The sequence below is a fragment of the Psychrobacter sp. 1176_08 genome (genome assembly GCF_052850615.1).
This window is the reverse complement of sequence record NZ_VXCU01000003.1, coordinates 201,407-224,913: the sequence shown is the minus strand read 5'-3', so window position 1 is coordinate 224,913 and position 23,507 is coordinate 201,407. Positions and strand designations below refer to the sequence as shown.

Genomic DNA, 23,507 nt, shown 5'->3' with positions numbered 1-23,507 from the left:
ACATCACACATTCATACATCTGATTAGTACAGGTGTTTGTTCATCATGCCAGCAAACTGATTCTTTTTTAAAAGAGGCACGTTTATGTCAGCACAACACTCTAATAAAATTCCTGTGCAACAAGTAGATCTTGATGCAACCAAGCATCGTGTTCACCCTAGGTTTGTTAAAGGTTTTTATCAGAATATTCGGGTTATTACCATGTATGCGCTTTTGGCTGCTTTTTTGCTTTTGCCATGGCTACGTTACAATGATCGGCAAGCAATATGGTTTGATGTGCCTTCACAGCATTACTATATCTTTGGCATGACCTTTTTGACTCAAGACTTTTATTTCATCGCTATATTTGCAATTATTGCAGCCTTTACTTTATTCGTGGTGACCGTTTATGCAGGCCGTGTTTGGTGTGGCTATGCGTGTCCGCAAACGATTTGGACACATCTGTATCAATATGTTGAAAAGTGGGTGATTGGCGATCGCAATAAGAGAATTAAGTTTGATAAAGCACCAATGAGTGCGACAAAAGTTTTTAAGCGCTCTTTGGTATATTTTATCTGGTTTCTGTTTTCAGTGGTTACAGCAGCAACCTTTGTCAGCTACGTTGCTGGAACAGATTATCTGTATCAGAGCTGGCAAACGATTGGTGTGGTGCCAATCCCAGATTGGCCGACATGGATTTGGGTCTCGATGTTTATCTTTACGTTTGCAACCTATGCCAACGCTGGCTACATGCGTGAGCAAATGTGTATTCAGATCTGTCCTTATGGGCGCTTCCAAAGTGTGATGTTCGATAAAGACACCTTAGTTGTATCTTATGACTATGAGCGCGGTGAGCCTCGAGGTGCTCGCAAAAAAGGCACAAATCCTGAAGATTTAGGCGACTGTATCGAATGTCAGATGTGTGTCCAGGTCTGTCCAACAGGTATTGATATTCGAGATGGTCTACAAGTTGGGTGTATCCAATGTGCAGCCTGTATTGATGCCTGTAATGAAATTATGGATAAAGTTGGCTATCCCCGTGGACTGATTCGCTATACTACAGAGCGTCAATTGGCGGAAAAAGAACCCAGCCGAGTGTTGCGTCCGCGATTGTTTGCCTATCTGGCACTATTGGGGATATTGTGTGGTGGCATTATCTATGCGCTAACCGATCGTGTTCCATTAGAGATTGATATTCGTCGTGACCGCAATCAGCTGTCTTCTGTAAACACGCAAGGCATGATCGAAAATAGCTATATCGTTAAACTGACTAATAAGACGCAGGATGCTCATAGTTATAAAATTACGCTTGCCCCACAAGAGGGTTTGAGTTTAGAGTTACGGTTTAATGATGTACCATTAGAAGCAGGCGAAAGCTTTGATATGCCTGTCAGTATTTATGGCGATCCTGATGTTATTGAATTTGGTCAAACACCTATTACTCTAAATGTGACCAGCGAAGATGGTCAGTACAAAGTCAGCAAACAAAACGTTTTCACCACTCAAGGCCAGTAATTTTAAGATATTAGCTATTTAGGTTCTTATATGTCCTCCATTAATCTAAAATGAGTGGAGGACTGATTTATCATTAACTGGCAGCATACTGCCGTCAGATTATCCGTTGATACAGTTAATAGGTATTTTATGTCTACTCCAATATCGAACTTTAAACATCAAGATTCTCAGCCATGGTATAAAAACTACATGGTTGTCATCTTTGTCATTGGCATGCCTGCATTTGTGGTGGTCGCTTGCATTTGGTTTGTTTATTACTCTTACCAGATTCGTGACAGTGTAGTACGTGACGATTGGTATATGGATGGAAAGACTCTTTATCAGGATGTATCACGTGATAAGCTTACGTACGATTTAGATCTGCATGGTAAAATGCAGTTTTCAGACAATGGGAATGTGGTTTTTTATTTGGACTACCCTAAGCAAAGCTTACAATCAGGTAAATTGTTAGATGGGACACCGCTCGTGTATCCAAAAAAGCTGGCGTTGTCTATCTCACATGCCACTGACATCAAAAAAGATCGCGATGTGGTGTTACAGCATGAGGATGGTAATAAATACAGTGCACAAGTAGATATCGATCCTGTCAAAGCCAAATACTACTTACAAGTCAGTCATGATGGTAAGGAAGACTGGCGTATGCAAGATGTGGCCAAACTGCCTCGCTCGGAGGTTAGCTTCAGCCCACTACCTGTTTTTGCAGAAAGCTAATTTTATTTGTCATGCCCAATAGCATCATAAAAAACCAGCCATTGCTTATCAATGGCTGGTTTTTTTGTTCTTGAACCTTTTATTACAATGAGAGTGCAATCTTATAGAACAGGATTGATTGTAGGTATTTTTTGCATAGTACGATTGTGCTCTGCTACTTTTTCTGTACCTGTCGAAAGCTGGTCGTTACTGTTGTCACTCGCGAACTTTGGGTTAAAAGTTTGTGTTTTTGGCGACACTGGCAAGCCAATCTCGGCCAAACTATCGGTCTGCCCTGCTTGAATGTTATCACCTTCAAAGACGCGCTCGTTGTCATCACGCTCAAGACTTAATCGCTCGAAGTCAAATAACTCACGGTCCGCGAGCTGAGACGGTGCTACGTTTTGCATGGCTTTAAAAATAGAGGCCAAACGCTGTGGGTGGGCATTGTCCCACTCTCTCAACATGTCATTGATGATGGCACGTTGTAGATTGGTCTGGCTACCACAGAGGTTGCAAGGGATGATAGGAAACGCTTTTAAACGCGCATACTCAATGATGTCTTTTTCTTCAACATACGCCAACGGACGGATAAGCAGATTTTGCTTATCATCACTGAGTAGCTTAGGCGGCATCGACTTGAGCGCTCCACCATGAAACAAATTCAAAAAGAAGGTGGCTAGCATATCGTCTCGGTGATGACCCAGTGCAATTTTGGTGGCACCGATTTGTTTGGCAAAACCATACAAAGAGCCGCGACGCAGACGCGAACATGCTGAGCAATAAGTTTTGCCTTCTGGTACCACGCTTTTTACGATGCTATAAGTGTCTTTTTCTAAGATATAGTGGGCAATACCTTGCTCATTTAAATACGCAGGCAAGATATCTTCAGGATATCCAGGTTGTTTTTGGTCAAGATTGACAGCGACGATATCAAAGCTTATTGGTGCAATACGCTTCAACAACAATAAAATATCGAGCAACGTATAACTGTCTTTTCCACCTGAGACACAGACCATCACCACATCGCCATCTTCAATCATATTGAAGTCACGAATTGCCCAAGAGACTTGTCTACGTAGCTTTTTCTGTAACTTACGAAACTGAGCAGATTCAGGAGAGGTTGTCTGCCCTTCTATAAGCGCTTCTTCACTCATATCATCAGCGGCATCATCATAGTCCACGCCCTCATTCTCAATTATTGTGGCATGATTATCTAAGCCGGTATCATCAAGCTCAGGCGTGATCTGTGGCGTAAACAAGGTCGCTGCGGTCATAAATTACTCAATATCTTTACAATGATGGTTTTGCTGTTAGACCATTTGCTAAAAAGCGGTGTCATAGTGCCATTAGCAAAAAGGGATTAGCATGGAGGTTTTGAAAGCAGCGATTATAACAAATATTGTTAATAGTTTGAAAATATGACATTAAATTATGAAGTTAAATACCAAACTGCCTTGGTCGTTTGACCTTTTTATATACAAAATTTTTATGCCTATATAGTGTTTTATTGCTTTATGTTTTCTTTTGAGAGAGTTGACACGGTCAAGACAATCCACGCGCTTTATATTTGATACTGTTTTTATCATAGCCTCATGGTTCTGTAATGAGGGTATTTTTGCTAAAATACCCGTTTTCGTAAACCAATAATAGATACCACTATGACAAACGCTACTACGCAGGACACTTCTATCAATCCAATTTCTGATGCCAACGTATCTGACCTTCATAAGCGTCAGAACGCTGTTGTCCTACTGTCAGGCGGACTTGATTCAGTCACTTGTTTGTATTGGGCTAAGGCGCGTTATGCCTCTGTCACTGCGGTCAGCTTCAATTACGGTCAGCGTCACAATAGCGAGCTTGTAGCAGCAAAAGCCATCGCAGAAGCAGCTGAGGTCAATCATAGAATAATCGATATTGATATTGCTCAGCTGGGTGGCTCTTCATTGACCGATCACAGCATGATCGTACCTGATGGCGATGCCGATAAGTTCCCTAATAAAAAGCACGATGAGATTGATAACGACGCCATACCCAACACTTATGTGCCAGCGCGTAATACCATCTTTTTGTCTTATGCATTGGCAGTTGCCGAAGTGACGGATGCAAATCACATTATTATCGGGGTCAGTTCAGTCGACTACTCTGGATATCCTGACTGCCGCCCAGAATACATTGCAGCCTTCGAGCACATGGCAAATCTTGCCACCAAAGCTGGGGTCACTGGTCACCACTTGTCTATTCAAACTCCTCTACAGCAGTTGTCAAAAGCTCAAACTATTGAGCTTGGTTTGTCGTTAGGTGTTGATTATGGTCAAACGATTTCTTGTTACCGCGCAGATGCCAACGGTCTTGCGTGCGGTGTCTGTGACAGTTGTGCATTACGCCGTCAGGGATTCGCCCAAGCAGGCGTTGCCGATCCCACTCACTATCAAGCTTAATAATCATTAAAATAGCGATTATGATTAAATAATGATAGTAAACATTAGCGAAACATTTACTTGCATTAACACAGCAAGCTGCCGTTGTATTTTAATCGCTATACTTGCTATGGTATGAGCGCTTGCATATATCAATATTTACTTCTCATGCAATGAAGCATTCGCATACGAGTGACCTGACTTTCATTTGAGTACAAGATTTAAGAAATTGACACCACCTTTAAGAGGACGTTTATGAAGTTTTTGCCGATGTTACCCCTAGCCCTAGCAGCGATGTTTGTGATTCCACAAGCAAACGCTGCTGATATTAAACAAAACAATATCAATACTTGCGTTAATGGTGCGGTCAAATACAAAGTCGCTGATAAAGGCAATGCGACCAAACTGTGTAGCTGTACTATCGGCGTTCGAAGCAATATGACTATTGGTCAAATGTGGGAAATCGAAAGCTACGCGCAAGACAAAAAAGACCCTTCAAACTTACCTTATGTGAAAAAAATGCAAAAAGACTTGCAGCAGTGCACAGTAGGCTTGGATTTAAAAGAGCCACAAAAACCTGCTTAACCCATCATGAGGTTGATATACAAAAGACTGGCTATTGCCAGTCTTTTTTGTTGCCAATACAGAAACAAAGTGTAAAACTCATCATTAATTGCTGCAAATCTGCCTATAATAAGATATCTATAAATATACCAATCACATATAAACAAAATCAATAAGGAATCTACAATGGCAAAGCCAACCACAGAAGACATCACGTTACCAACCTTTCCTGTCACCATGGTAAGAGAATTGGATGGACATTTTATTCATGATGAGATTAGTTTAAAAGAAATGGTCGCCAACACCAATAAAGGCCTTATCCTTTATTTTTATCCCAAAGACAATACGCCAGGCTGTACCACGCAAGCGACAGAATTCACAGCTCAGCTGAACGAGTTTGATGATTTAGGCTACGATGTTATTGGCGTATCACGTGACAGCGTAGAATCACACGAAACATTTATTGCCAAGCAAGATTTACAAATCGCGCTTATCAGCGATACTGATGAAAAGTTATGCCAATACTTTGATGTGATCAAAGAGAAAAACATGTATGGCAATATCACATTAGGGCTGGTACGTTCGGCCTTTGTTTTTAATACCGAAGGTAAGCTCACTCATGCTCAACGAAACCTACGTGCTAAAGGCTACACCGAGCGTTTGCTTGAAACATTGACCACTTCATCACAAAACTAAAACCATACCTGATAAAAAAAATTATGAAATGGCTGTGAACAGACGTTATGATAAAAATCTAGGACCAAATAATAAAGACATTCCTTACTAATAAAACATTACTTGAGAATAATATGAATAAACCATCTAGCGTTTCTGCTGATAATGCCTCATCCAAAGTCACTCGTAAGGTCTCTGTGGCTATTATTGGCGCTGGTACAGCTGGTCAAAATGCCTTTCGCCAAGCCAGTAAAATGTTCGATGATGTCGTCATTATCAATGAAGGATTTTGGACAACCACCTGTATCGCTGTCGGCTGTATGCCTAGTAAGCTACTGATTGCAGCCGCTGATCGTGCGCATGATGCCAACCATTCTACAGAATTTGGTATTCATACCACCACTCAGATAGATGGCAAACAAGTCATGCAGCGCGTGCGTGATGAGCGCAGTCATTTTGCTAGTTATATCAAAAAACAAGTAGACAGTTGGCCGGATGATAAAAAAATTGCCGGCCATGCTCATATCAACGAGCAGGGTTTGATTGAAGTTAACGACGAATTGATTGAGGCCAGTCAAATTATCGTTGCGACTGGCAGCTCGCCTTTTATTCCAGAGGGTTGGGCTGATAAGCTTGGCGATACACTTCTAACTTCTAATACTGTGTTTGAGCTGGTAGATTTGCCAAAATCACTGGCAGTAATCGGCGCAGGCTCCATAGGACTTGAACTCGCACAAGCATTCGAACGTTTGGGCGTAGACGTTACTTTATTCAATCGAGAAAAACGCGTTGCTGGTCTTAAAGATGATGACATCAATAACAAAGCCATTGATTGTTTAAGTGGTCAATTGACCATGCATTTGGGCAGTAAAATTAACGAGGTTGGTCATAAAGCTACTGAACATAAAGAGACTGCTGCATTTATTGATTATGAAGACAGTGCTGGTGAGTTACAGCAATGGCAAGGTGAATATGTACTGGTCGCAACGGGCCGTCGCAACAACATAAAACAGCTAGGCATTGAACATCTGGGCGTTGAGCTTGATGACAAAAACCGTCCTAAAGATCTGAGCAAAAAAACAGGTCAGATTGGTGATCTGAATGTCTATATCGTTGGTGATGCCAACGCTCATATCCCATTGCTACATGTTGCTAGTGATGAAGGCTATAGTGCGGGCAGTATGGTCTGTAAAAATAATGAAGACGCTTATATTCGCCCCCCTGCGATACCTTTCTCTATCGTTTTTTGCTCTCCACAAATTGTTAACATTGGCAAATCGCTTCCAGAAATCCAACAAGATCCAGACCTAGAATACGTCGTGGGTAGCGTCAGTTTTGATAATCAAGGTCGCAGTCGTGTCATGGGCGTCAACTGTGGTCTATTGCATATTTACGGCTGTAAAAAAACCGACAGAGTATTAGGGGCGAGCATGGTTGGGCCTGATGCCGAGTACATTGGACATATTTTAGCAACAGCGATTACCAATGATTTGAGTGTCAAAGACCTGTTAAATACGCCTTTTTACCATCCTACGATACTAGAAGGTCTAAGAACCGCATTACAAGATGTCCAGCATAAAATGGAAATTCCCTATCAGTTTCATGATACCCAAGAAAATAACTTTTAATAATAAGGTTAGCCATAAGAGAAACGATACATTTAGTATTAGATGTATTCAATAGTAATCGTCACTCAGGTTACCTGCTTAACAACCTAATGCCATTCACATACCGCATGGACTGAACAATGCAAATTGCTAGTATTAAGGATTTTTTTGAAGAGATTGTTAATGATCTCCATACTAGCCTTTATCTTGGACTTGGCGGCTCTATAGAAGAGGAAACGTTTGATTGGAAATCCCAAGCGGTTGAGCTGACCAGTACTGGTATAAAAATCCTAATACTGCTTGCCATATTGGGATTTTTTTATTGGCTCACGGTTTATATGGTTAAGCAAAGTAGAACAAAAATTCGGCTAAATGAGCGACGTACCAAAATTGTGCGCTCAGTGCTGCGCTATATTTGGATCGTCGCCAGTTTTATCGCGATTATGAGTCAAATGAATTTTAAACCAGAAACGATTGAAGCCACAGCAAAAGCAAGCACTTGGGCCGGTATTTATTACGTGCTTTGGGCCACGTCAGGACAAGTTATTCATAGAGTATTGCAGCATTATGGACTCAACGCTTCTATAGAGCAGCTGCTCAAAAATATTTTGTCTGTGTTACTACTGGTACTTGGGCTTGCCAGCGTCATGGCGCAGTTTGGCTTTGATATCGTCTCATTGGTTGCAGGTTTGGGTATTGTCGGATTGGCAGTAGGTTTTGCAGCGCAATCAACGCTTGCCAACTTTATTGCTGGTATCACTATTTTGCTTGAGCAATCCTTTCAGGTTGGCGATTGGATCCATATCAATGAAAATGAAGGCCGCGTGGTACTGATTGCTTTGCGCACGACCCACATTTTGACTCGCGACAACATCACCGTCATTATCCCAAATTCTAATGTTGCTTCATCTGAAGTCATTAATCTGACCTCAAAAAACTTTATACGTTTTGACATTCGTGTCCGCATTGCTTTTGAAGATGATATCGCCACAGCACGTAAAGAGATTTTACAAGTACTCACTGATACTGAGGTGATACTCAGTCGACCTGAACATTCAGCCACCGTGGCAGAAATTGGCGAATATGGCGTGTTCTTTATCGTACGTTTTTGGGTAAAACCTGCTGCTGTTGCTCGCATGCCCATTATTAAAGAGAACTTAAGAGAAGACATCAAACGTGCCTTTGATAATGCAGGTGTTTCTACCCCCTACCCCCATATGCGTTTGCTGATGCCAAGTGAGACCGATCATCCTATCGCCACCAAATCTTTTACGGCTGCAACATCAATGGTTTCAGACGGTGTACCACTGACGAAAAACGATCATTAATGTTATAAACTCATCTTAAATTTTTGACAGTCAATCATTCTCGTATTGAAACGTCTTTTTAAACATAAGCACTTTAGACCATCCTACCCTGAACTATGGTAAAATTACTGGTTAAATCGCCCATTTCATTATTCGCATTTTTTGTCAATTTAGCTCACAGGTATTCGTATGACCGTAACAACCGCAACCGCCACTTCAGCTGCTTCTCCATCAGAGTTGTCGCTTGATCTTATCATCACCTGTGCCGATGGGCTTGAGGCGCCGCTACAGACTGAGCTGACAAGTTTTGGTATTGTAAGCGATATTAAAAGCACGGGGCGTCTGGCGGTCACTGGCACCTTACGTGATCTATATACTATTTGTCTCTGGTCGCGCGTCGCGTCTCGGGTATTGATGCTCATCAAACGTAGAAACATAAATGCCGAATATGATGTGGCTGAACAGATCTATGGTTTGGCAAAATCAGTCAATTGGACTGAGCAATTTAACTTAGAACAAACTTTTGCGATTCGTCTGTCTGTTGATAAACGCGTGGCTGTCAGCCAGCAGTTTGCGATGCTGCGTATCAAAGATGCCGTTGCAGATACGTTTAACGAAGTTTATGACAGTCGTCCTAATGTAGACAGTAAAAATCCAGACTTTTCCATTTTTGCAACGGTAAATGACAAACAAGCCGAGCTGTATTTGGATTTGTCAGGAACCAGTTTGCATCGCCGTGGCTACCGTGTGGCAATGACTGAAGCGCCTTTGAAGGAAAACCTGGCAGCGGCTCTACTCTATAGCGCAGGCTGGCATCAGAAAAACGAAGCAGGCAACGCGCCTTTTTACGATGCGCTTGTTGATCCGATGTGTGGTTCTGGCACCTTTATTATCGAAGCCCTACTCATGCATTGTGATTATGCAGTGGGTATTGATAAAGCTTCCAATCAATTTGGTTTTTATCAATGGCAGCATCATGATGATGCGTTATGGCAAGAGATGATTGATGATGCGCAGATGCGTTTTCGTGAAGCATTAGAAATTGCTAATGAGCAACCAGATACCCTACCTTTAATCTTGGGATTTGATGCAGATAGCGGCGCGATTGTGGCAACTGAAAAAAACCTCATCGCCGCAGGCTTGCAAGACTTATTACCCCTACTCGATATTGAAACGCGTGCATTGGATCAGCTTAGTGGTGTCCTAAAACCCTTGGTTGATGATGGTAGAATGAGTAATCCACTCGTCATTACCAATCCTCCTTATGGAGAGCGTTTGGGTGACGAAGAGATGATCAAGCCGTTGTATCACGCATTGGGTCTGATTTTGCAAGACAGTTTTGCGGCGAGTGATATCAATCCAATGGTTGGCATATTGGCGTCCAATGTCGAACAAGTTGATATATTGCCAATTAAGGAACCGAAAACCTTGCGCTGTCACAATGGTGCTATCACGGTTTACTTCCGTTACGGTACTTTAATCGCTGGGCAAACAGGCAACCTTGTGAGCCGCTTTGAGAAACATGAGATTGACGTGGAAGATGGACAAGACTTCGTCAATCGGTTGCAAAAAAACCTGACCAAACTTAAAAAACTTGCCAAAAAAGACAACGTCAGCAATATTCGCGTCTACGATGCTGATTTGCCTGATTTCAAAGTGGCCATCGATTTATACGGTGATTACGCTCACGTACAAGAGTATGCGCCGCCCAAAACGATTCCACCAGAAACTGCTAAAAAACGCTTTAATTTGGCATTGATGGGTATTCGTGAAGTGTTTGGCATCAACCGTGAACAAATCTTTATCAAAACACGGGCGCGCCAATCTGGTAATGATCAGTATAGCAAACAGGGCAATACTGAGAAGCGTGGTAAATTTTATGTTGCGCGTGAAGACGGCGCTTATCTTTACGTTAATTTTACCGATTATCTCGATACGGGTTTGTTCATTGACCATCGTAATATGCGTGCACGTATCAAAGATAACAGTCGCGGCAAATCCGTATTAAATCTATTTGCTTATACGTGTACAGCGAGTGTGCATGCTGCTTTGGCGGGCGCCAAAAAAGTGACCAGTGTTGATCTGTCACAAAACTACCTAGACTGGGGCAAACAAAACTTTGTACTCAATGGTCTGGATGTCAGTCGCAATAAGTACCAGTTCGTTGCCGCTGATATCTTTGAATGGATCAAAGACAATACTGAGCAATTTGACATTATCTTTATTGATCCACCCACTTTTTCGAACTCTAAAAAGTTCCAAGGTACCTTTGACGTACAGCGTGATCATGCGGCCCTTATCAACCGTGCGATGAATCGTCTAACATCTGATGGTGTCTTGTATTTCTCTAATAACTTTACTCGGTTTGAGTTAGATGAGCAGTTGACCCAGCGCTACGATATTATCGATATCACACAAAAAACGATCGGGTTTGATTTCAATATCAAAAAACCCATCCATCAGAGTTTTGAGATTCGTCATCGCCAAAGCCTGTAAGCGACCACTTAGCTTTAAGTAATTACTTAATAATCAAAGCATAGTGACCATTAAAATTGTCTTTAAAGTATAAACAGTACCTAACACTTTGTTTTTGTGTTCAATTCAGATAAAACATAACAATGACCCAATCAGCTTTGATTGGGTCATTTTTTGTTGTTATGATAGAGCGTCATCAAGTAATGGTCTTGTGTCATTTTTTGCCAAACATTGCTTTTTTCATGATTATAAATGTATTTGAACTTTTCACTGACTCTAATAATAAGGACAATTTCATGGCTTTATCACTTAATAAAGGCGGTAATTTATCGCTAACAAAAACTGACCCAAATTTGACCAAGCTGCTGATCGGTCTTGGCTGGGATGAGCGTGCAACTTCTGGCGCTGAGTTCGATCTCGATGCGAGTGTCTTTTTGCTAAATAATGCAGGCAAAGTACGTGGCGACCATGACTTTATCTTTTATAACCAGTTAAAATCCGATAATGGCTCCGTTGAGCATACAGGTGATAATCGTACTGGCGAAGGCGATGGTGATGATGAAGTCATCAAGGTAAACCTTACTCAAGTACCTGCTGATATCGATAAAATTGTAGTGACGGTAACCATCCATGACGCCGCTACTCGTAATCAGAACTTTGGGCAAGTCGCCAATGCTTTTATCCGTGTGGTTAATGAAGAAACGGGCACTGAAGTCGTACGTTTTGACTTAGCAGAAGATTACTCTGTCGAGACAGCCATGGTATTTGGTGAAGTATATCGTCACAATGGTGAGTGGAAATTCCGTGCCGTCGGTCAAGGATATTCAGGCGGTTTGCAAGCCATGTGTCAGCAGTATGGTGTTGATATCTAAACAAGGGTTTCGCCTTGAAATATAAAACATGTCTAGTTGCAAAATAGTCACAATTATTGATAGCCAAATGGTCAATAATACTTTATGTTTCATCTGAATTTATACATAAAAAGTGGTTAGTGATAACCACTTTTTTATGGCGTGTTTATACTAGACTGACCTTAGCTTTACGCAACCAGACAGGATGTGTCATGAGACATTTTTATTTAGATTTTATCTTCACAGCCATCGCTCTAGCAATAGCAGCGTGGTGGGGATATTCACATGGCGGTATGGGTGGCCTGATAACTACCCTATCCATTACCGCTATTTTGGCCGTTATGGAGATTTCATTATCGTTTGATAATGCGGTGGTCAATGCCTCAGTCCTTAAGGGCTGGGACGAATTTTGGAAAAAGATATTTTTAACCGTTGGTATTTTGATCGCCGTATTCGGTATGCGCTTAGTATTCCCTATTGTCATCGTCGCAGTGACTGCCGATCTTGGCATGATGCAAGTGATTGATTTGGCACTGAATAACCCTGAAGAATATTCAGCCAGATTGATGGCACATCACGCTGAAATTTCAGCCTTTGGTGGTATTTTCTTACTCTTGGTATTCTTAAACTTTATCTTTGATGACAAAGAAGTACATTGGTTCGATTGGCTTGAAAGTCGCTTAGCAAAACTGGGTAAAGTCGATGCCATGAGCGTATTCGTAGCCCTTATTGTCCTGATGATTTCAGTATCTTGGGCGACTGCTGAGCAAGCTGGTGCGGTATTAATTGCAGGCGTTTGGGGTATCCTAGTATATCTGGGGGTGCAAGTAATTTCTGGTATGCTTGAGGGCGATCTTGAAGAAGAACTAGACGCTCAAGGCAATAGTACTGGTGCTGCCACTAGCGCTATCATGAAGGGTGGTATTATCGGTTTCTTATATTTAGAAGTCCTTGATGCTTCGTTCAGTTTTGATGGTGTGATCGGTGCATTTGCTATTACTAACGACGTCATCGTGATTATGCTTGGTCTTGCAATTGGTGCAATGTTTGTGCGTTCAATGACTATTTTCTTAGTAGATAAAGGCACACTTGATGAATTTATCTATCTTGAGCATGGTGCGCATTACGCCATCGGTGCACTTGCCGTTATCATGTTGCTTTCTGTAAAATTCCACGTACCTGAGCTGATTACTGGTCTTATCGGTATCGCCTTTATTGGTTTTGCACTATGGGCATCACTAAAGCACCGCAAGCTCGAAAAAGCTAAAGAAGCCCATTTGAATTAAAACGTATTATTAATACGATACGTCTTATATAAGCAGATTATATCATCAGATATGGTCTGCTTTTTTTTGCATGACTCTACTTCCTTCATGGAGCTGATATTTAAGATACCGATGTCATAAAGCCATTTTTGCTCAAAATGCAAATTTTTCGTCCTTGTGACTCTATATTCGGTTAAAATCGCTGCTTTATCAGTACAATCCTTTATAACACAACCTTCACCAACAGAAATACGGCTATACAACTTATATGCAACAAATTCTTGATGATATTGCCGCACAGATGGCGCTTGAGACTGATCGTGGAAAAGTAGCAGATTATATTCCGCAACTGGCCCACATAGATCCAAATCAATTTGGTATTGCAGTAGCGACACCTGACGGACAAATGTATACAGCAGGTGATGCAAGCACTCTGTTTTCGATCCAAAGTATCTCTAAAATATTCACCCTAACCATTGGTCTTGGCAAGTTGGGCGATGGACTTTGGACACACGTTGGTCGTGAACCATCAGGTGATCCCTTTAATTCAATCGTCATGCTGGAACATGAAACTGGTCGACCGCGCAATCCATTTATTAATGCCGGTGCGATTGCGGTGGTGGATGCGATCATGATGGGTCACGAACCTAGAGAAGTATTGGGTGAGATTCTGCAGTTTGTGCACTTTATTACGGACGATGAGTCCATCCGTTTTGACCACAAAGTGGCAGCGTCCGAGATGGAGCATAAAGACCGTAACGCATCGCTTGCACACTTTATGAAATCCTTTGGTCGTCTCAAGCACGATGTGGATAAGGTGTTGGGTACTTACTTTCATCAATGTTCGATTGCGATGAATTGCCAGCAATTAGCCAGCGCCGGTCTCTATTTAGTCTCTAACGGGGTTGATAAGCACTCAGGGGTACGCGTGATCAACGAGCACCGGGCAAGAAGGATTAACTCGCTAATGATGCTGTGCGGGCATTATGATGGCTCTGGTGAATTTGCCTATCGCGTCGGTTTACCCGGTAAAAGTGGCGTTGGTGGCGGTATTTTGACCATAGCCCCCGGTAAAGGCTCTATCGCTGTCTGGTCGCCAGGGCTTGATCATATCGGAAACTCCAAGCTTGGATTAAAAGCATTAGAGCTGTTCGTAGAAAAAACGGGCTGGTCGGTTTTTTCCGATTAAACATGCTTGGGCCAAGTATTTTTTGATCGTTTAACCTTAACTAATATAAAGAGAGTGTTAAAAAGTATCAGAGATAACCAGCAATTATTTCTCTTAGTAAACATCAATTATGTCTCTTGGTAAACATATAGTAAGCGCACAAAATACGCCTTGCTTAGTCAGCAAACGCTTAGTATAGTAAAGCGTAGTGATATGTAGAGCATGGCATACAGCTAGATGTATTTGCCACTTTTGCTCATAAACACATCATTTTTAGTTTACTTTTTCTATCACTTAATCCACTTAATTATTAATCTAAAGGATCTTTGTATGGCTATCAGTTTAACAAAAGGCGGCAACGTAAATTTATCAAAAGAAGCGCCAGGTTTAACCAATATCACAGTCGGTCTTGGATGGGATCCACGTGCCACTGACGGGCAAGAATTTGACTTAGATGCGATTGGTTTTTTGGTTAATGAAGCAGGCAAAGTACGTAACGACCAAGATTTCATTTTCTTTAATAACCTAAAATCAGATAATGGCGCTGTTGAGCATACTGGCGACAACCGTACTGGTGAAGGTGATGGTGATGACGAAAAAATCAAAATCAATCTTGCTAGTATCCCATCTGATGTCAGCAAAGTTGCAATCTGTGCCATCATCTATGAAGGTCAAGGCCGTAACCAGAACTTTGGTCAAGTTGGCGATGCCTATATCCGTGTCTTAAATGACAATGGCAATGCTGAAATTGCCCGTTACGACTTGTCAGAAGATGGTAGCACTGAAACTGCGATGATATTTGGTGAATTATATCGTCATAACGGCGATTGGAAGTTCCGTGCCGTTGGTCAAGGCTTTAGCGGTGGTCTTGGCCCATTAGCGGCTTCTTACGGTGTGAACGTGTAACGTTTTACCAGCATCATTATTTGCTCATTTAATTGGTACAATCAAATTTTGATTGGATCAAACATAGGCCATCAAGTGTAATCGTTTATACATTTGATGGCTTTTTTAGAATATCGACATATAAAACCATGTGTCATAAGCATACATTTTCAAAGTATTAGAATAAGGACTTGTAAATCATGGCCGCAACATTCAGCTTAATTGGAACCATTGAACCTTTTTTGCATTGCAATCTCAAAAAAGGCGACTCGATCTATTGTGAAGCCAATGCAATGGTAATGATGGAATCAAATCTTGAGCTTAAAGGTAAGTTGCAAGGCGGGTTTATGCAATCATTGATGCGCCGGTTTGCAAACGATGAGTCCTTATTTCAGCAGCAGATCGAAGCGGTTAATGGCGAAGGGGATTGTTTACTTGCGCCAACGCTCGACGGCGACATGCAGATTATTGATGTCGGTGCGCAGCAGTATACCTTGAGTGATGGTGCTTTTGTTGCCGCCCAGACAGGCGTTGATATCAGAGCCAATATTCAGCGTAACTTGGGTGGTGCCGTGTTTGGTGATACTGGCGGCTTTATGGTCATGCAAACACAGGGTCAAGGCCAAGTGGTCGTATCGGGTTTTGGTTCGTTGTTTGAGATTGATGTGACACCAGATAAAGACGTCATTATCGATAATGGACACGTGGTGTGTTGGGACTCAAACCTGGATTATAAGCTGTCTGTGTCCACTAGTAAGAAAAAAGGCATCATGAGCAATATTATCAATTCTGTCACCAGCGGCGAAGGCATGGTATTGAACTTCTCTGGTACGGGTAAAGTCATTATCTGCTCGCGCAATCGAGACAGTTATCAAGGCTGGCTACAAAGCATCTTGGGCACAAGCTCGGGTGGACGCGGTGGTAATAGCGGGTTTTTAAACAATATCTTATAGCGATGTATCCTATAGAACAATAACGCTCTCTAAGACGAAACTGCTTAAAAACAGATGTCATTTAACGATTCATTCATAATTATTATAAGGATTATCTCATGGCGATTAGTTTACAAAAAGGTCAAAAAATCTCTCTCAGCAAAGAAGCTGGCGGCGACCTTACACAGGTAAAGTTGGGTTTGGGTTGGGATGTCGCCCAAGGCCCACAAGATAAAAAAAGTGGGTTTTTGGGAAAATTATTTGGTGGCGGCAGCGGTGGTGATTCTATTGACTTAGACGCCTCTTGCATCATGTTTGATGCGAACAAACAAGCCGTTGATGCGATTTGGTTCAGTCAGCTGACCTCAAAAGACGGCAGTATCGTGCATACTGGCGATAATCGTACGGGTGACGGTGAAGGCGATGATGAAGTCATCAATGTTGACCTATCAAAAATCCCTGCCAATGTTGTGTCGCTTGTTTTTACTGTTAATAGCTTTACTGGTCAGACCTTTGAGACAGTATCGAATGCATTTTGCCGTATTGTCAATGCCAACAACAATGTCGAGGTTGCCCGTTATAATCTATCGGCGCAAGGCAGCCATACGGCAATGATAATGGCAAAAGTGTATCGTCATAACAATGAGTGGAAAATGCATGCAATTGGCGAGACCGCTTCTGGTCGCACCTTCCATGACCTCATGCCTGCCATCACACCGCACGCTTAACTGTTTATCCTGAACACATCTTATAATGCTAAAAGTCATCAGCCCCTCTATTTGTAATAAAGGGGCTGATTTTTTATGTTTTACTATGCTGTTTTATTTACTGCCACGCTTCCAGCTAAATCCCCAATTAAAGGCTTTATCCATTTCTTGATGGCCTTTAAAGTACTGATTGATACGTTCAACATTGATACTGCCTTGCTGATTGACCAAACGTGCAATGGCACACATCGGCAGATTACCAGCACCTTCTGTTAAACGTGTTTCGATCGGCGACTGTTCAGGTACATGTATGGTTACTACCCCATCGGTTTTTTCCCAGTTGGGTGCGCCTTCGTAAATAAAGGCAAAGATAAATACTTCTTCAATTTGCGACCATTGCTGGCCATTAATATCAAGCCACTCTCCACCACTGATTTGACCTGTTCTATCATCGGCACGCAGACAAACGTAAGGCGCTGATTGCAAACTACCAAAGCGATTGCCTAACGCTTGAATCAGTGTTTTCTCACCGCTCTTTAGGTGAATCATTGCACCAACATCAAGATCGATACCGCCAGCCTTATGCTGTTTGAAAAGATCGCCCAACAACCCTTTTTTGGGTGCTTGTTTATCAGTGTTTGGACGTTGGTTCCAGTTTAGATTGACAGAAATTTTGCCAAAGTCATCGCGTTTTTTAAGATTAATGCTGGATTGGTTTTTAGTTAGTGTGATCTTGCTTAGATTGATTGAAGGATTGGATGGAATCGGTGGTGGTGTGCTTGCTTGAGAAGCACTACTTGCTTTTTGTGTATTAATTGGACGTTGTGTATTGATAGGTTGAGACTGGTTCTGGTTTTGAGACTGGTTCTGGGATTGGACTGGTGCTTCATCCGCAATCTCAACGCCAAAATGCTCAGACAAAGGCTTTAGACCACCTTCAAACCCTTGAGCAATAAACCGAAACTTCCAACTGCCCTGCCTACGATAACATTCAGCCAAAATAATGGCTTTTTCGTTACGCCCAGCCGCGCTTAATTGGCAAGTCATTAGCACTTGATTGCCTTGCAACACTTGAATGTCTACGTCCCCGACTTGGGACAAGGTTTGCTCACTAGAGAATGCAAGGGCTATTTTTTCGATGCTTGCAGGTTGAGCAGGCAAATTAATATCAAAAAATCCATCACTGTCATGACCGCGAAAGCTAACACTGCCATCATCGCTACGCTTCTGTCCATAAAATATCATGTCGCCATCACCGCGCACTTTACCACTACTCGTGAGGCGATACGCAGCACAATCAATCGCATTTTGACTTAATATACGAATACTAATGTTTTCAGTTGGCAGAGGCGCATTGGCACCTGCAACCAGTGTTTGAGAGTGAATTTGGCTCATTATGTGTCCTTTAAATAATTTATTATGCATTGTGGTTATTATGCCAGCTATCCGACTTTAGTAGTATGGATATATCCTTGTTTTGATCAGTAACCCCATTTCATAACATATTAAAAATACTCAAAAAATTGCTATTAAAAAATACTCGCTACTATCGTGTCAGGAGTATTTATAACGCCTAGCATTTGTATATAATATACGCTGCTATCGGCAGTATGGCACCTATCCCATTTCAGGCTCATTAGACAAAGTGACTTAAATAACGTTACCAAACCCTGATTGGTTTGACTTACATTGCTGGTAGTGTTGCGATGACGACACTGAGTTATCCAATGACAGTTAACACTTATGACAAGAGAGAATTATGGATAACCCTATTCACGATAGCCACCATATCCCATCAACAGCTGCTTGGTTAGCTGAAGGTCAATCTAGCCAGCGCGATATGTTAGATAGCCTACAAGCATTGAAAGATCAGTCTACTACGCCATTTTCTATCATTGCCTCACACCGTCACAACAGACCTGAGATTTTTGAATTTGCTGATAAAGTGTATTATGAGCCGTTTGACACCACTGCCAATACTGACAAAAAATCTGATGCCGAACCAGTCATACCGCGTTGGAAATTTGTCTTAGAACATGCGTGTCAAAACCATACCAAAGTATTGCTTACTGGGCGCAATAATATCGCATATGAAGAACACCGTGAAGAATTTGACGCAGCGGGTATCCGTCTATTGACGGGCGCGACCAGCGTCGATGCCTTAAAAACAATCGATGATAAGTTCGCCTTTATGCAACAGTGTCATCAGCATGATATTCCTGTCGCACACGCTTGGCGCTTTGACAATATCGCAGAGCTTAAAGACTTACTTGCCGAACATGATCATCAGCCACTATGCATCAAACCCGTCACTGGAATCTTTGCACAAGGATTTTGGCAGTTAGATTCAGGACAAGAGACAGGCAAGCAATATGATAGCTTTGAGCACTTGTATTTTACTGAAGAAAAAAGGATCAGCACGGCTCAGTTTATCAATGCTTACACACACAGTCTAATGTTAGAAGAGCGTCCTATTCCTATGTTACTGATGCCGTATCTGCCAGGGCAAGAGTACTCAATCGATGTAGTGTGCGAATATGGCGAAGTCTTGGCTGCGGTCACGCGTTATAAAACAGGAAAAATTCAGCACATCGGTTACGAGCAATCGGTCATGGATGTTGTCATTCCATTGATCCAGGCTTTCGGCTGTGACGGTATTGTCAGTGTGCAAACCAAAGCTGATGAGAATGGTCAGCATCGTGTGCTTGAAATCAATAGCCGCCCGTCTGGTGGTATTGGTTATACCACACATAGCGGTGTAGATTTGACACAAATTGGTTTTGCCTATTGGTTAGGTTTGACCGAAAAGCCAAAGCTTGCAGATATAGCACAACAAATAATACCCTGCCAAGTGCGCGCGGTCATGACAGGTGTAAAAATTGAAGAAAGCACTACTGAGTAAATAACTGGCTACGCTACAACTGGCAAAGCGTCAAAGTTAAAAAGCTTGTCGCTGTATAAAATTAAAAGTATCAAGGAACATGAATGTCAAATAAGCAACACAGTACGACTATTACTTTGCCGCGAGGCACGCTTGACTTAACTTATCAGATTAATTCTGCAACAAGTAGCCACAGCTCAAATAAGCAAGGTTCGGACAATTTTGATCATTACCAGTTAGAAGATTTGCTTGGTTTTGCCCAGCGCATCAATCCAAAACGGGCGTTTTTGTTTGTCTCAAAAGTATTGGGTCGTCATATTCCAGTTGCTCCCAGCACCATGCGTTATGCTTTTACCGAGCTTGCAAATCTAGTTCCTAGCCAGCTGCCTGAACCTATATTGGTCATTGGCATGGCAGAAACAGCCGTTGGTTTGTCAGCTGGCGTGCATCAAGCGCTACAAACGCGTTATCCAAATGCTTTACTGTTAAATTCTACCCGTCATGCGCAGCACACTGCTGACTGTACTGAGTCTCTGCTAACGACATTTAGTGAAGACCACAGCCATGCCAGCCAACACTTGATCTATCAAAGTGCTGATAAAGTCACTCAAGATCAGTTGCTCACCAGCAAAACCCTTATCATGGTTGATGATGAAGCCTCAACAGGTAATACGTGTGTCAATGTCGTCACGGCTTTACGTAGTGCAGGACTCACGCAGTTAGAACAAGTACATCTCACCACATTGGTTGATTGGTCATTGGATCAGAACAAAACAGACGAGACAGGCGATAGCGCGATACCTGAGCAAATGGCGGCACGCTTGGCAGGTGTTGATTTTCATCGTCATCATTTGCTCTCTGGGGCTTGGCAGTGGACAGATGCACCTAATCCTGAGCCAATTATTATGCCATCAGTCGATACAACTGAGGCTGGCAGTCAAGCATTAGGTCATACGGGTGGTTGGGGCCGTTTTCCAACGATAGACAGCACGGACGGCTTTGATAACTATCTGTCGAAATTTCAGGCTTCTTTTACCAAATTCAGCGATCAAGACAATTTTGCAGTTGCTCAATTGCCCAAAAAAATCTTGGTGCTGGGAAGTAATGAATTTGTTTGGTTGCCTTTTTTATTGGCAGAATGGCTTGAAATGCACACTCAAAGGCAAGAGGCTAACACCGAGTCTACGGTTAACTTTAGTGCGTTGACACGCTCACCGATCGCGCTTGGCGGTACCATTACCACTATGTTGAGCTTTAGCGATAATTATGGGCTTGGCATGACCAACTTTGTCTATAACGTTGAGCCAAATGATTGGGACTTGATTGTCTTATGCGTTGAGACCTCAGTAGATAGCGTTGATGACATGTGGAAAGGCTTAGATAACGTGCTTGTGGTAGGTGCCGATAGTGGGCATGACTGAGTTTTCAGCAACGCAGAACGCAAGATGTTATCGATAGTTTTTTATATCAAAGCAAATTATTTAAAAACAATCAAGGCACAAATAATCCATGACTACCCCATTTTTTCAAGCCAATCCAAACATTACTAAGCCTTATGCTCTCATGGATTTGGACGATACTTTATTCCAAACTCAGCGTAAAATTGACGCATGGAATGTGCCTACTGCTGAACCTGAACATTTGGTGTGTGCGACAGTCAATAAAAAAGGCGAACCGCTAAGTTTCATGAGTCAGCGCCAAGCTGCGTTTGTAAATTGGCTGTTTGCGAGCACTGATTTAATCGTAGTAACGGCACGTGACCGCAGCGAAATCAAGCGTGTAAAACTGCCTTTTAACAGCTGGCAAGTATTGACCCATGGCGCAATTATCTTAACCTCTGATGGAGCATTGCTTAACGATTGGCAGCAGCAGATGTATAAAGCACTTGCCCCCATACAAGACAAGCTGCACCAGCTTACTGAGTTGCTTGACCATCCTTCTAATACTCTCTTTGATGGCTTAGTATTGACACCGCACACTGACAGCTTCAGTCATGATTCTAACAGCAATAATGATACGAATTTGACTGTCTATTTGGCTATTAAACATGCGCAAAAAGACCATCAAGTACTAGCAGAGTTGGCTCAGCAGCTGCCTGCGCTGATACCAGATTTTGACGCCCATTTTTATGTACATGTGAATGCGAACAATTTGGCGATATTGCCGCATGCGGTTCATAAGCATCATGCCGTAAAGTTTCTATTAGATAACCATTTAGACAAAAATCGTCCCAGCTTCGGCTTCGGTGACAGCCTAGCGGATTTGCCATTTCTACAATTGCTTGACTGGTACGGCATGCCCAATCATGGTCAGCTACATGAGCAACGCCTTACTCAGTAGTTGTGTTTAATCATAACCGCGCAACCTCATTGTCATCACCACGAGTGTAAATATTCTTCTTATGATTTCAAATAATAAAAACACAAAAAGAGCCGATTTAGCAAACTATGGCTCAGGTAGTTATCTTGCCAGCGATGTGACGGTACTGCTTGATATTGTCGCTAAAGATGCCGTTGCCGATGTGCCCGTCAGCCAAAAAGAAGCTCTTATCCAAAATGGGCAACGGCACTACTCAGATATGCTGACGCTGGAGGACGCACCAAGTGCCATGCATGAGCAGCTCTACATCCAGGCGCTAGAACAAGGAACTGCGAGAACCGCGACTGATATTGCGAATTTGGCTTATACCTTACATCGTATTTTTCAGCCAACCGTCAGCGATGAGCAGCCATTGGTTTTGGTCAGTTTAGTACGAGCGGGTTTGCCGATTGGGGTGCTATTGCAAAAAGCCCTTGCCGATACGCAGAGTAACTACGCATTACCAAGTGTACATTATGGCATTAGTATCATACGTGACCGTGGTCTTGATCCACTTGCTCTACAAATGCTATTGGACGCTTATCCAGACTCTCCTATCGTATTTGTGGATGGCTGGACAGGTAAAGGAGCGATTTATCAAGAACTCATTCGCAGCCTTGAGACCTTTAGCGACTCTAGTCACCCTAACTTTACCAATATTTTCCATCAAGGTGCTGAGGTGATTCCTTTATTGACCTTGGCTGACCCTGCTGGCGTTGCTTGGTTGAGTGCCAGTGAGGAAGACTGGTTGATCCCCTCAGGGCTGTTAAACAGTACTGTATCGGGACTTATATCGCGCAGTTTATACACTGAGCCTCAATCAGGGCTTCACCGCAGTGTTTTTTATGACAATTTGGTTGAAGCAGATCATAGCTTAGCTTTTATTGATCGTATCAACGTCGCACGCCACAACTTATCTATGGCACCGCAGTATTTACCAACGTTCAAGCAGCCACGCTACCAGACGGCCAATTTAATTGATAAACTGGCCGCTGATTATGGTATTACCAATCGCAACCGTATCAAGCCAACGATCGCAGAGGCGACACGAGCGATATTGCGCCGTGACCCCGAGCGTATATTACTGGCAACTGCCGAACACCCTGATACCACATTGCTGCGACATTTATGCAAGCAACGAAATATCATTGTCAGTGTATTAGGTGATAAAATACTGCCTTATCAAGCCATCACCCTTATTAAGCAGCGTAGCAAAGATCATTAATGA

At 42.4% G+C, this 23,507-nt stretch carries 20 protein-coding genes; 18 read left to right on the top strand and 2 right to left on the bottom strand.

The window, feature by feature from the left end; genetic code table 11:
- Positions 1 to 84 precede the first annotated feature (84 nt).
- Both ccoG and FW759_RS05320 read left to right on the top strand, forming a co-directional pair.
- Complete coding sequence (ccoG, locus tag FW759_RS05325) at positions 85 to 1,494, top strand: cytochrome c oxidase accessory protein CcoG (RefSeq protein ID WP_446442389.1); 1,410 nt, start codon at positions 85 to 87, stop codon at positions 1,492 to 1,494.
- Positions 1,495 to 1,623: 129 nt separating this feature from the next.
- A complete protein-coding gene (locus FW759_RS05320) occupies positions 1,624 to 2,205 on the top strand; it encodes a FixH family protein (protein ID WP_443505717.1) in 582 nt (193 codons plus the stop codon).
- Positions 2,206 to 2,306: 101 nt separating this feature from the next.
- On the opposite strand, the gene ttcA is transcribed toward FW759_RS05320, so the two are convergent.
- Positions 2,307 to 3,461, bottom strand: a complete 1,155-nt coding sequence (ttcA, locus tag FW759_RS05315; protein ID WP_062844991.1) for a tRNA 2-thiocytidine(32) synthetase TtcA — start codon at positions 3,459 to 3,461, stop codon at positions 2,307 to 2,309.
- A 384-nt stretch (positions 3,462 to 3,845) separates the two neighbouring features.
- Here ttcA and queC point away from each other — a divergent pair, with 384 nt between their 5' ends.
- From queC to FW759_RS05255, 12 genes are all read left to right on the top strand, one after another.
- On the top strand, positions 3,846 to 4,625 hold the full coding sequence (gene queC, locus FW759_RS05310) for a 7-cyano-7-deazaguanine synthase QueC (RefSeq protein WP_446442388.1): 780 nt from the start codon (positions 3,846 to 3,848) through the stop codon (positions 4,623 to 4,625).
- 234 nt (positions 4,626 to 4,859) lie between these two features.
- A complete protein-coding gene (locus FW759_RS05305; RefSeq protein WP_062844993.1) occupies positions 4,860 to 5,189 on the top strand; it encodes a hypothetical protein in 330 nt (109 codons plus the stop codon).
- Positions 5,190 to 5,354: 165 nt separating this feature from the next.
- Entirely contained in the window at positions 5,355 to 5,864 is a 510-nt protein-coding gene (locus FW759_RS05300) for a peroxiredoxin (RefSeq protein WP_446442387.1), read from the top strand.
- A 113-nt stretch (positions 5,865 to 5,977) separates the two neighbouring features.
- Positions 5,978 to 7,471, top strand: a complete 1,494-nt coding sequence (locus FW759_RS05295; RefSeq protein ID WP_446442386.1) for a dihydrolipoyl dehydrogenase — start codon at positions 5,978 to 5,980, stop codon at positions 7,469 to 7,471.
- A gap of 119 nt (positions 7,472 to 7,590) precedes the next feature.
- Positions 7,591 to 8,778, top strand: a complete 1,188-nt coding sequence (locus tag FW759_RS05290) for a mechanosensitive ion channel family protein (RefSeq protein ID WP_062844996.1) — start codon at positions 7,591 to 7,593, stop codon at positions 8,776 to 8,778.
- A 168-nt stretch (positions 8,779 to 8,946) separates the two neighbouring features.
- Complete coding sequence (gene rlmKL, locus FW759_RS05285; RefSeq protein WP_446442385.1) at positions 8,947 to 11,253, top strand: bifunctional 23S rRNA (guanine(2069)-N(7))-methyltransferase RlmK/23S rRNA (guanine(2445)-N(2))-methyltransferase RlmL; 2,307 nt, start codon at positions 8,947 to 8,949, stop codon at positions 11,251 to 11,253.
- Between the two features lie 275 nt (positions 11,254 to 11,528).
- Positions 11,529 to 12,104 carry a TerD family protein gene (locus FW759_RS05280; protein WP_062844998.1) on the top strand — a complete coding sequence of 192 codons (576 nt, stop codon included), beginning with the start codon at positions 11,529 to 11,531 and terminating at the stop codon, positions 12,102 to 12,104.
- A gap of 191 nt (positions 12,105 to 12,295) precedes the next feature.
- The gene (locus FW759_RS05275) at positions 12,296 to 13,369 is read left to right on the top strand and encodes a DUF475 domain-containing protein (protein WP_095570243.1); all 1,074 of its coding nucleotides are present in this window, start codon (positions 12,296 to 12,298) and stop codon (positions 13,367 to 13,369) included.
- A gap of 247 nt (positions 13,370 to 13,616) precedes the next feature.
- Entirely contained in the window at positions 13,617 to 14,537 is a 921-nt protein-coding gene (locus tag FW759_RS05270) for a glutaminase (protein ID WP_062845000.1), read from the top strand.
- A gap of 309 nt (positions 14,538 to 14,846) precedes the next feature.
- Positions 14,847 to 15,422: a TerD family protein gene (locus FW759_RS05265; protein ID WP_062845001.1), complete on the top strand. Its 576-nt coding sequence runs from the start codon at positions 14,847 to 14,849 to the stop codon at positions 15,420 to 15,422.
- Positions 15,423 to 15,601: 179 nt separating this feature from the next.
- Entirely contained in the window at positions 15,602 to 16,354 is a 753-nt protein-coding gene (locus FW759_RS05260; RefSeq protein WP_062845002.1) for a TIGR00266 family protein, read from the top strand.
- A gap of 98 nt (positions 16,355 to 16,452) precedes the next feature.
- Entirely contained in the window at positions 16,453 to 17,061 is a 609-nt protein-coding gene (locus FW759_RS05255) for a TerD family protein (RefSeq protein WP_095570242.1), read from the top strand.
- 93 nt (positions 17,062 to 17,154) lie between these two features.
- On the opposite strand, the gene FW759_RS05250 is transcribed toward FW759_RS05255, so the two are convergent.
- Positions 17,155 to 18,435 (bottom strand): TerD family protein, encoded by a 1,281-nt coding sequence (locus FW759_RS05250; protein WP_446442384.1) that lies wholly within the window; start codon positions 18,433 to 18,435, stop codon positions 17,155 to 17,157.
- 364 nt (positions 18,436 to 18,799) lie between these two features.
- Between FW759_RS05250 and FW759_RS05245 the strand changes: the two genes are divergently transcribed.
- From FW759_RS05245 to FW759_RS05230, 4 genes are all read left to right on the top strand, one after another.
- Entirely contained in the window at positions 18,800 to 19,942 is a 1,143-nt protein-coding gene (locus FW759_RS05245) for an ATP-grasp domain-containing protein (RefSeq protein ID WP_446442383.1), read from the top strand.
- Between the two features lie 83 nt (positions 19,943 to 20,025).
- Complete coding sequence (locus tag FW759_RS05240) at positions 20,026 to 21,342, top strand: phosphoribosyltransferase domain-containing protein (protein WP_446442382.1); 1,317 nt, start codon at positions 20,026 to 20,028, stop codon at positions 21,340 to 21,342.
- A gap of 88 nt (positions 21,343 to 21,430) precedes the next feature.
- Complete coding sequence (locus FW759_RS05235; RefSeq protein WP_353670107.1) at positions 21,431 to 22,261, top strand: HAD hydrolase family protein; 831 nt, start codon at positions 21,431 to 21,433, stop codon at positions 22,259 to 22,261.
- 61 nt (positions 22,262 to 22,322) lie between these two features.
- Positions 22,323 to 23,504, top strand: a complete 1,182-nt coding sequence (locus FW759_RS05230; RefSeq protein ID WP_446442381.1) for a cysteine protease StiP domain-containing protein — start codon at positions 22,323 to 22,325, stop codon at positions 23,502 to 23,504.
- Positions 23,505 to 23,507: the final 3 nt, after the last annotated feature.